The organism is Pseudomonas kitaguniensis (assembly GCF_049199985.1).
Lineage (GTDB): Bacteria > Pseudomonadota > Gammaproteobacteria > Pseudomonadales > Pseudomonadaceae > Aquipseudomonas > Aquipseudomonas kitaguniensis.
In genome coordinates this window covers 19,350-28,566 of the sequence record NZ_JBLZPT010000039.1, presented here as the reverse complement: position 1 = coordinate 28,566, position 9,217 = coordinate 19,350, and the positions used below count along the sequence as shown (strand labels likewise).

8 protein-coding genes are annotated in these 9,217 nt (G+C 60.9%); 6 read left to right on the top strand and 2 right to left on the bottom strand.

Annotation, left to right across the window (positions count from 1 at the left end; translation table 11 throughout):
- Positions 1 to 215: 215 nt before the first annotated feature.
- Entirely contained in the window at positions 216 to 1,709 is a 1,494-nt protein-coding gene (locus ACOZK9_RS26530) for a CoA-acylating methylmalonate-semialdehyde dehydrogenase (RefSeq protein ID WP_152748130.1), read from the bottom strand.
- A 39-nt stretch (positions 1,710 to 1,748) separates the two neighbouring features.
- The gene (aptA, locus tag ACOZK9_RS26525) at positions 1,749 to 3,098 is read right to left on the bottom strand and encodes an omega-aminotransferase AptA (RefSeq protein ID WP_421556927.1); all 1,350 of its coding nucleotides are present in this window, start codon (positions 3,096 to 3,098) and stop codon (positions 1,749 to 1,751) included.
- 126 nt (positions 3,099 to 3,224) lie between these two features.
- Here aptA and ACOZK9_RS26520 point away from each other — a divergent pair, with 126 nt between their 5' ends.
- The 6 genes from ACOZK9_RS26520 to ACOZK9_RS26495 all read left to right on the top strand — a co-directional run bounded on the left by ACOZK9_RS26520 (position 3,225) and on the right by ACOZK9_RS26495 (position 9,200).
- A complete protein-coding gene (locus ACOZK9_RS26520; RefSeq protein ID WP_058415646.1) occupies positions 3,225 to 4,145 on the top strand; it encodes a LysR family transcriptional regulator in 921 nt (306 codons plus the stop codon).
- Between the two features lie 88 nt (positions 4,146 to 4,233).
- Positions 4,234 to 5,628 carry a uracil-xanthine permease family protein gene (locus ACOZK9_RS26515; RefSeq protein ID WP_421556926.1) on the top strand — a complete coding sequence of 465 codons (1,395 nt, stop codon included), beginning with the start codon at positions 4,234 to 4,236 and terminating at the stop codon, positions 5,626 to 5,628.
- Between the two features lie 88 nt (positions 5,629 to 5,716).
- A complete protein-coding gene (locus ACOZK9_RS26510; RefSeq protein WP_421556925.1) occupies positions 5,717 to 6,376 on the top strand; it encodes a TetR/AcrR family transcriptional regulator in 660 nt (219 codons plus the stop codon).
- 12 nt (positions 6,377 to 6,388) lie between these two features.
- Positions 6,389 to 6,970 carry an IMPACT family protein gene (locus ACOZK9_RS26505; protein ID WP_122249792.1) on the top strand — a complete coding sequence of 194 codons (582 nt, stop codon included), beginning with the start codon at positions 6,389 to 6,391 and terminating at the stop codon, positions 6,968 to 6,970.
- Between the two features lie 57 nt (positions 6,971 to 7,027).
- The gene (locus tag ACOZK9_RS26500) at positions 7,028 to 7,714 is read left to right on the top strand and encodes an SDR family oxidoreductase (protein WP_421556924.1); all 687 of its coding nucleotides are present in this window, start codon (positions 7,028 to 7,030) and stop codon (positions 7,712 to 7,714) included.
- A 127-nt stretch (positions 7,715 to 7,841) separates the two neighbouring features.
- Positions 7,842 to 9,200: an 8-oxoguanine deaminase gene (locus ACOZK9_RS26495; RefSeq protein ID WP_421556923.1), complete on the top strand. Its 1,359-nt coding sequence runs from the start codon at positions 7,842 to 7,844 to the stop codon at positions 9,198 to 9,200.
- The last annotated feature ends 17 nt before the right edge of the window (positions 9,201 to 9,217 follow it).

Genomic DNA, 9,217 nt, shown 5'->3' with positions numbered 1-9,217 from the left:
CTGGGCTTCGATGAACTGAAGCAACTCGCTGTCGAATCTCGCATAACTCTTTGTTTACCAAGGAGTTTTCCGTTTCGACTGCGCCGGAAGTGGGGCGAATTATAGACGTCCAGAATCTGCCGTCAACACCTTTTTTCACATTTCTGTCATATCGGTCAAAAACCCCGCAGAAACGCGAAAGCCGGCCCCAAGGGGGCCGGCTTTCAGCGCTCGACTTACAAGCTCGGGAACGCGAACTGCGACGCTTCATGGCTGGCCCGCTGCGGCCAACGCTGGGTGATCGCCTTGCGACGCGTATAGAAACGCACCCCATCCGGCCCATAAGCATGCAAGTCACCAAACAGCGAACGTTTCCAGCCACCAAAGCTGTGATACGCCACCGGCACCGGCAAAGGTACGTTCACCCCGACCATGCCCACTTCGATTTCGTCACAGAACAGCCGCGCAGCCTCGCCGTCACGCGTGAAGATGCACGTACCGTTGCCGTACTCGTGATCGTTGATCAGTTGCATCGCCGCTTCCAGGCTATTCACCCGAACCACACACAGCACCGGCCCGAAGATTTCTTCTTTATAGATACGCATCTCCGGCGTTACGCGGTCAAACAAGCTGCCGCCCAGGAAAAAACCCTGCTCATGCCCTGCAACACTCAAACCACGACCGTCGACCACCAGCTCGGCACCCGCCGCTACACCGTCTTCTATATAACCACTGACTTTATCCCGCGCCTGCCCCGTCACCAGTGGCCCCATGTCCAGACCACAAGAGGTGCCTGCGCCAATCTTCAGCGCTTTGACCTGCGGCACCAATTTGGCGATCAACGCATCCGCCACCTGGTCCCCCACGCACACCGCCACCGAAATCGCCATGCAGCGCTCACCGCACGAACCATACGCTGCGCCCATCAAGGCACTGACCGCATTGTCCAGGTCTGCATCCGGCATCAGTACCGCATGGTTCTTCGCCCCGCCCAACGCCTGCACGCGTTTGCCACGCTTGGTCGCTTCGGCGTAGATGTACTCGGCAATCGGCGTTGAGCCGACAAAGCTCAGCGCTTTCACTTGCGGCGCTTCGATCAGCGCATCCACCGCGCCCTTGTCGCCGTGCACCACACTCAGCACGCCTTTAGGCAAACCGGCTTCTTGCAGCAACTGCGCAATCAGCAGCGTGGAACTTGGGTCACGCTCCGAAGGTTTGAGGATGAAACAGTTACCGCAAACAATCGCCAGCGGGTACATCCACAGCGGCACCATCGCCGGGAAGTTGAACGGGGTAATGCCCGCCACCACACCCAGCGGCTGGAAGTCCGACCAGGCATCAATGTTGGGCCCGACGTTGCGGCTGTACTCGCCTTTTAAAATTTCCGGCGCCGAGCACGCGTACTCAACGTTCTCGATTCCGCGCTTCAATTCGCCGGCGGCGTCTTCCAACGTCTTGCCATGCTCTTCGCTGATCAATTGCGAGATACGCGCTTCGTTCTGCTCCAGCAATTGCTTGAAACGGAACATCACTTGGGCGCGCTTGGCCGGCGGGGTATTACGCCAGGCCGGGAACGCCGCCTTGGCCGAGTCGATTGCACGCTGAATGGTTTCACGGCTGGCCAGCGGCACCTGGTGAATCACCTGGCCAGTGGACGGGTTGTACACGTCGGCCGTGCGACCGTTTTCGGTGACCATCTCGCCATTGATCAAATGCTGGATAAGGCTCATGCAGGGCTCCTGAAAAGTTGTTCTATATAGAAGGAGAAATCAGTCGATCTTGTGCAGCACTTCGCCGACCGCGTCGAACAGGCGGTCCAGGTCCTGCGGCTTGCTGTTAAAGGTTGGCCCGAACTGCAAGGTGTCGCCGCCAAAACGCACGTAAAAACCGGCCTTCCACAAGGCTATGCCAGCCTCGAAGGGACGCACGATGGCATCACCGTCACGCGGGGCAATCTGGATCGCGCCGGCCAAACCATAGTTACGGATGTCGATCACGTTTTTGGAGCCTTTCAGCCCGTGCAGCGCATTCTCAAAGTGCGGGGCGACTTCGGCGACGCTCTGCACCAGGTTCTCTTTTTGTAACAGGTCCAATGCCGCCAGGCCCGCCGCGCACGCGACCGGGTGCGCCGAGTAGGTGTAGCCGTGAGGGAATTCCACCGCGTACTCAGGCGTCGCCTGGTTCATGAAGGTCTGGTAGATCTCGCTGCTGGCAATCACCGCGCCCATTGGGATCGCGCCGTTGGTGACTTGCTTGGCGATGCACATCAGGTCTGGGGTGACGCCGAAGCTGTCGGCACCGAACATCGAGCCGGTGCGGCCGAAACCGGTGATCACTTCGTCAAACACCAACAGGATATTGTGCTGGTCACAGATTTCACGCAGGCGTTTCAGGTAACCCTGCGGCGGCACCAACACGCCGGCAGAACCCGCCATCGGCTCGACGAACACCGCCGCGATGTTGGAGGCGTCATGCAGCTCGATCAGCTTGAGCAACTCATCGGCCAAGGCAATACCGCCCTGCTCCGGCATGCCACGCGAGAAGGCATTACTGGCCAGCAAGGTGTGCGGCAGGTGGTCGACATCCATCAGGCCCTGACCGAACAACTTACGGTTGCCGTTGACGCCGCCCAGGCTGGTACCGGCGATGTTCACGCCATGGTAGCCACGCGCGCGGCCGATCATTTTGGTCTTGGTCGCCTGGCCTTTCAGGCGCCAATAGGCACGCACCATCTTCACCGCGGTGTCGGCGCACTCGGAGCCGGAGTCGGTGAAAAACACGTGATTGAGGTTGCCCGGGGTCAGGTCGGTAATCTTTTCCGCCAGTTGAAACGACAACGGATGACCGTATTGGAAGCCCGGCGAGTAGTCCAGGGTGCCCAGTTGCTTGGAGACCGCAGCCTGAATTTCCTTGCGCGTGTGCCCGGCGCCGCAGGTCCACAGGCCCGACAACGAGTCGTACACCTTGCGGCCCTTGTCATCGGTTAACCAACTGCCTTCGGCGGCCACGATCAGGCGCGGGTCACGCTGGAAGTTGCGGTTAGCGGTGTAGGGCATCCAATGCGCATCCAACTTCAATTGGCTGGCCAGGGACGATGGTGCGGTTTCGGGCATGTTCATCAGCAAAACCTCGCGGGGCAAAAGGCAGCGGCGGGAATCAAAAAGCGTTGTTGCAGCTAAATTGCCACGCGGATAAAGTCGATGAAATGCAACTCTTCTAACCTTCAGTCAGGCCTTGACTAAACTATGAGCAGCCGTCGCCCCGACCCGTTGGCGCAAGTCAGCGACTTTGATATTCGCCTGCTGCGCATTTTTCGCAGCGTGGTGGAATGCGGCGGCTTCTCGGCGGCGGAAGCCGTGCTCGGCATCGGGCGTTCGGCCATCAGCCAGCAGATGGGTGACCTTGAGCAACGCTTGGGCCTGCGCCTTTGCCAGCGCGGGCGCGCCGGGTTTTCGCTGACCGAGGAAGGCCGCGAGGTCTACCAATCGGCACTTCAACTATTAAGTGCACTGGAAAGTTTTCGCACCGAGGTCAATGGCCTGCACCAGCACCTGCGCGGCGAGTTGATCATCGGTCTCACCGACAACCTCGTCACGCTGCCGCATATGCGCATCACCCACGCCCTGGCGCAGCTAAAGGAACGCGGCCCGGACGTGCAAATCCAGATCCGCATGATTGCGCCCAACGAAGTCGAACAAGGCGTACTCGACGGCGGCCTGCATGTTGGCGTGGTGCCCCAGGCCAGCGCGTTGTCCGGCCTGGAATATCAGCCGTTGTACAGCGAGCGTTCACTGCTCTATTGCGCGGTTGGCCACCCGCTGTTTTACGCCGACGATAAGCAATTGGACGACACCCGCGTCGACAGCCAGGACGCCATCGCCCCGACCTTCCGCCTGCCCGCCGAGGTCCAGGCGCACTACCAGGCGCTCAATTGCACCGCCAGCGCGTCGGACCGTGAAGGCATGGCGTTTCTGATTCTGACTGGCCGTTACATCGGCTACCTGCCCGACCACTACGCCAGCCTGTGGGTGCAACAAGGCCGACTGCGCGCGCTGAAACCGGCTACGCGTTTTTACGATTTGAGCCTCGCATCGGTCACGCGCAAGGGCCGTCGCCCTCATTTGGTGCTGGAGAGCTTTCTCGAAAGCCTGGCGTCAACGCGTTAGCGCGGGGCTCTTACAAAAACTTGAGCAACTGGACAGCTTTTTGCAAGGCACCACGCACCTTGAATTGTCCGCCTCGAGTTTGCCCGCCATGCCACCAGAATCTTCCAGCCCCAGCGACCTGATCTACGGCCTCAACGACCGACCAAAACCGATCCCCGCGGTACTCGCCGCGCTGCAGCATGTGCTGGCGGCGTTCGTCGGCATCATCACCCCGCCGTTGATCATCGGCTCTACGCTGGGCCTGACTGCCCATCTGCCTTACTTGATCAGCATGGCGTTGATGGTCTCCGGCGTCGGCACGTTCATCCAGGCGCGCAGGCCGTTTGGTATCGGTGCCGGGATGATCTGCCTGCAAGGCACCAGCTTTGCGTTTCTCGGCGCGGTATTGTCAGCGGGTTTTCTGGTGAAGCAACGCGGCGGCAGCCCGGAAGACATCATGGCGATGATCTTTGGCGTGTGCTTTTTCGGCGCGGCGGTACAAATCGTATTGAGCCGCTTTATCGGGCAACTGCGCCGGGTGATTACGCCGTTGGTCACCGGCATTGTGATCACGCTGATTGGTATCAGCCTGATCAAAGTCGGCATCACCGACCTCGGCGGCGGTTTTAATGCGCCCGACTTTGGCGCGCCGATCAACCTGGCGCTGGGCCTGTTCGTGGTGCTGACCATTATCCTGCTAAACCGCTCAAACACCCCGTGGGTGCGCCTCTCGGCCATCATCATCGGCCTGGCGTTGGGCAGCCTCGCGGCGTGGTTCAGCGGCAAACTGGTGCCCCAGGCGCTGCCCGATGTGCCATTGATCAGCCTGCCGATGCCGTTTCGTTTTGGTTTCAGCTTCGACTGGAGCGCCTTCCTGCCGATCGCGCTGATTTACCTGATCAGCAGCATCGAAACCGTCGGCGACCTGACGGCCAACTGCATGATCGCGCGCCAGCCCATCAGCGGCGCTTCTTATATAAACCGGCTCAAGGGCGGCGTTCTCGGCGATGGCGTCAGTTGCATGATCGCGGCCACCTTCAGCGCCTTCCCCAACACCACCTTCGCGCAGAACAACGGTGTGATCCAACTCACCGGCGTGGCCAGCCGTTACGTCGGCCTGTATATCGGCGTGCTGCTGTTTGGCCTCGGTTTGTTTCCGTTGATCGGCGCCGTGCTGCAGCAAATCCCCAAACCGGTATTGGGCGGCGCTACGTTGGTGATGTTCGGCAGCGTGGCCGCGGCCGGTGTGCGCATCCTCGCCCAAGCGCCGCTGGACCGGCGCAGCATGCTGATCATCGCCACCTCGTTCGGCGTCGGCCTGGGCATTGCCGCACAACCGAACTTATTGCATTTGATGCCAAGCCTGGTGCAGAACCTGTTCGACTCCGCCATCACCAGCGGCGGCATCACCGCCATCGTGTTGTGCCTGTTACTGCCTGAAACCAAAACCACCGCCGCTGCCGCAAATCACGCGGCGGAGAGCGACACACTGGAACCGCTTTAACGGTTTTATTGCATCGGGACTTGTCTGAGGCTTGAGGGTGAGTTATCTGTGCACACGTCGTCTCTATCGATCAGCACGGAAACCTCACATGAGCCTCGAAGTTCCTGCCCACAGCAACCACGTCGGTAAACCCGCCAGCCGCATTCGGCAAAAGAACGAACAAGCGATTCTGCAGGCTGCTGAAGACGAGTTCGCGCGCCACGGCTACAAAGGCACCAGCATGAATACCATTGCTGCGAGTGCCGGGCTGCCCAAGGCTAACTTGCACTACTACTTCACCAACAAGCTCGGCCTGTATATCGCCGTGCTCAGTAATATCCTCGAACTGTGGGACAGCACCTTCAACGCGCTGACCGCCGAGGATGACCCGGCCGTGGCGCTCACCCGCTACATCCGCACCAAGATGGAGTTTTCGCGGCGCCAGCCACAGGCCTCGCGGATTTTCGCGATGGAGATCATCAGCGGCGGCGAATGCCTCACCGAATATTTCAGCCAGGACTACCGCGCCTGGTTCAGCGGGCGCGCGGCAGTGTTTCAAGCCTGGATCGACGCCGGCAAGATGGACCCGATAGACCCCGTACACCTGATATTCCTGCTGTGGGGCAGCACCCAGCACTACGCCGATTTCGCCACCCAGATCTGCCGTGTCACCGGTCGCACCAAGCTGACCAAGCAAGACATGGACGACGCCGGCAGCAACCTGATCCACATCATTCTCAAGGGCTGCGGCATCAAGCCAGCCCTCTAAACGAAGCGACTTATGCCTTTCACGCTCACCGGCCTTTGCGAATTTCGTGAAGAAATACGCAAAAGCCGCTTCATCACCCTCGCCGCGCCGATCACCAGCCCGCAAGACGCCCAAACGTTTTTCGAGCAACACAGCGACCTCAACGCCACGCACAACTGCTGGGCCTGGAAGCTGGCCGAGCAGTACCGCAGCAACGACGATGGCGAACCCGGCGGCACCGCCGGGCGACCGATCCTTGCGGCCATCGAAGCGCAGGGGTTTGATCAAGTCGCGGTGCTGGTGATTCGCTGGTACGGCGGCATCCAACTCGGCACCGGCGGTTTGGCCCGCGCCTACGGCGGCGGCGCGAATAAATGCCTGCAAAATGCCGAGCGCATCGAGCTGATCAGCCGCGTGCCGCTGAGCTGCGCCTGCGCGTTCGCCGAACTGAACCTGCTGAAACTGCGCGTTGCCGAACTCGGCGGGCTGGTGGTGGAAGAAACCTTCACCGCCAATGGCGTGGACCTGCAGCTTGCGCTGGGCGAGGCCCACATCGACACGCTGCAAACCCAACTGGCCGACCTCAGCCGTGGACGTATCCTGCTGCAACGCTGAAGCTGCTATGGTTGTACGCTGCTCTCCCCTGAACTGCGACTCTAAAGGAAGCCCTTCATGCCTACGCCAAAAACCGCACTGATCATCGGCGCCTCACGCGGGCTGGGCCTCGGCCTGGTCAAGCAATTGCTCCAGGACGGCTGGGACGTGACCGCCACGGTGCGTGATCCGAGCAAGGCCGACGCGCTCAAAGCCGCCGGTAATGTACACATCGAGAAGTTGGACATGGACGATCAGCAAGCCGTGATCGCCTTGAGCCAGCGCCTTAAAGAGCACACCTTCGACCTGCTGTTCGTTAACGCCGGCGTCAAAGGCCCGGCCAACCAGGAACCTGGCCACGCCACTTTGGCGGAAGTCGGCCAACTGTTTTTCACCAACGCCGTGGCGCCGATCAACCTGGCCCAGCGTTTTGTCGGGCAGATCCGCAAAGACAGCGGCGTGCTCGCCTTCATGAGTTCGGTGCTGGGCAGCGTGACCATCCCGGACGGCGCCGACCTGGCGCTGTACAAGGCCAGCAAGGCCGCGCTCAACTCCATGACCAATAGCTTTATCACCCAACTCGGCGGGCAAAAACTCACTGTGCTGTCATTGCACCCGGGTTGGGTCAAAACCGACATGGGCGGCGAAAACGCCAGCATCGACGTCGAGACCAGCGTGCGCGGCCTGATCGATCAGGTGAACGCCTACACCGGTAAAGGCGGCCATCACTTTGTGGACTACAAAGGCGACACCATCGCCTGGTAAAAAAGGTGGGAGGGGCTTGCTCCCTCCCGCTAAACTACCCACCTCGCCCGCAACGGCGACCCTGGATCAGCAGACAGGGCAACACTGAGCTGGCAAACCTGAACCCATCATTCAGAGGAGCCGGCCAATGCCTGCGACCCGTATCTGGTTAAAAAACCCCCTCGCGATTTTCACTGCCAATGGCCTCGACGCGCGGGGTGGCCTGGTGTTGCAAGACGCTGTGATCACCGAGGTACTCGCCTTGGGCCAACAACCCGCACAGCCCTGTGCGCAGGTGTTCGATGCGCGCGAACATGTAGTCCTGCCCGGTTTGATCAACACGCATCACCACTTCTACCAAACCCTGACCCGCGCCTGGGCGCCGGTGGTTAACCAGCCATTATTCCCCTGGCTGAAAACCCTGTACCCGGTGTGGGCCAGGCTGACCCCGGAAAAACTCGCGCTCGCCTCCAAAGTCGCCTTGGCTGAACTGCTGCTCTCTGGCTGCACCACGGCGGCGGATCACCACTACCTGTTTCCCGACGGCCTGGAAAACGCCATCGAAGTGCAAGTACACAGCGTGCGCGAGTTGGGCATGCGCGCCATGCTCACGCGCGGGTCCATGAGTTTGGGCGAAGCCGATGGCGGCCTGCCGCCGCAGCAAACCGTGCAACAAGGCCACGTGATCCTCGACGACAGCCAACGCCTGATCCGCACCTACCACGAGCGTGGCGACGGCGCGCACATCCAGATTGCGCTCGCGCCCTGCTCGCCGTTTTCGGTGACGCCGGAAATCATGCGAGCCAGCGCCGAACTGGCCGACAGCCTCGACGTGCGCCTGCACACGCACCTGGCGGAAACACTGGATGAAGAAGACTTCTGCCTGCAGCGCTTCGGCCTGCGCACCGTTGACTACCTCGACAGCGTCGGCTGGCTCGGCCCGCGCACTTGGCTCGCGCACGGGATTCATTTCAACCCGGATGAAATCGCCCGCCTGGGCGCCGCCGGCACCGGTATTTGCCATTGCCCAAGTTCGAACATGCGCCTGGCTTCGGGCATCTGCCCAACCCTCGACCTGCTCGCGGCCGGTGCGCCGATCGGCTTGGGCGTCGACGGCTCCGCCTCCAACGACGCGTCGAACATGATCCTTGAAGCGCGCCAGGCCCTGTACATCCAGCGCCTGCGTTATGGCGCAGAAAAAATCACCCCCGACGGCGTACTGGGCTGGGCGACTAAAGGCTCGGCGCAGTTGCTCGGTCGTACCGATATTGGTGAGTTGGCAGTAGGCAAACAGGCTGACTTGGCGCTGTTCAAGCTCGACGAGCTGCGCTTTTCGGGCAGCCACGATCCGATTTCAGCGCTGCTGCTGTGCGGCGCCGACCGCGCGGACCGGGTGATGGTGGCGGGCAAGTGGCGCGTGATCGACGGCCAGATCGAAGGCCTCGACCTCAAAGGCCTGATCGCCGATCACAGCCAGGCGGCGCGCCAACTGATCGCCGCAAGCTAGCCCAACAAAAATCAACT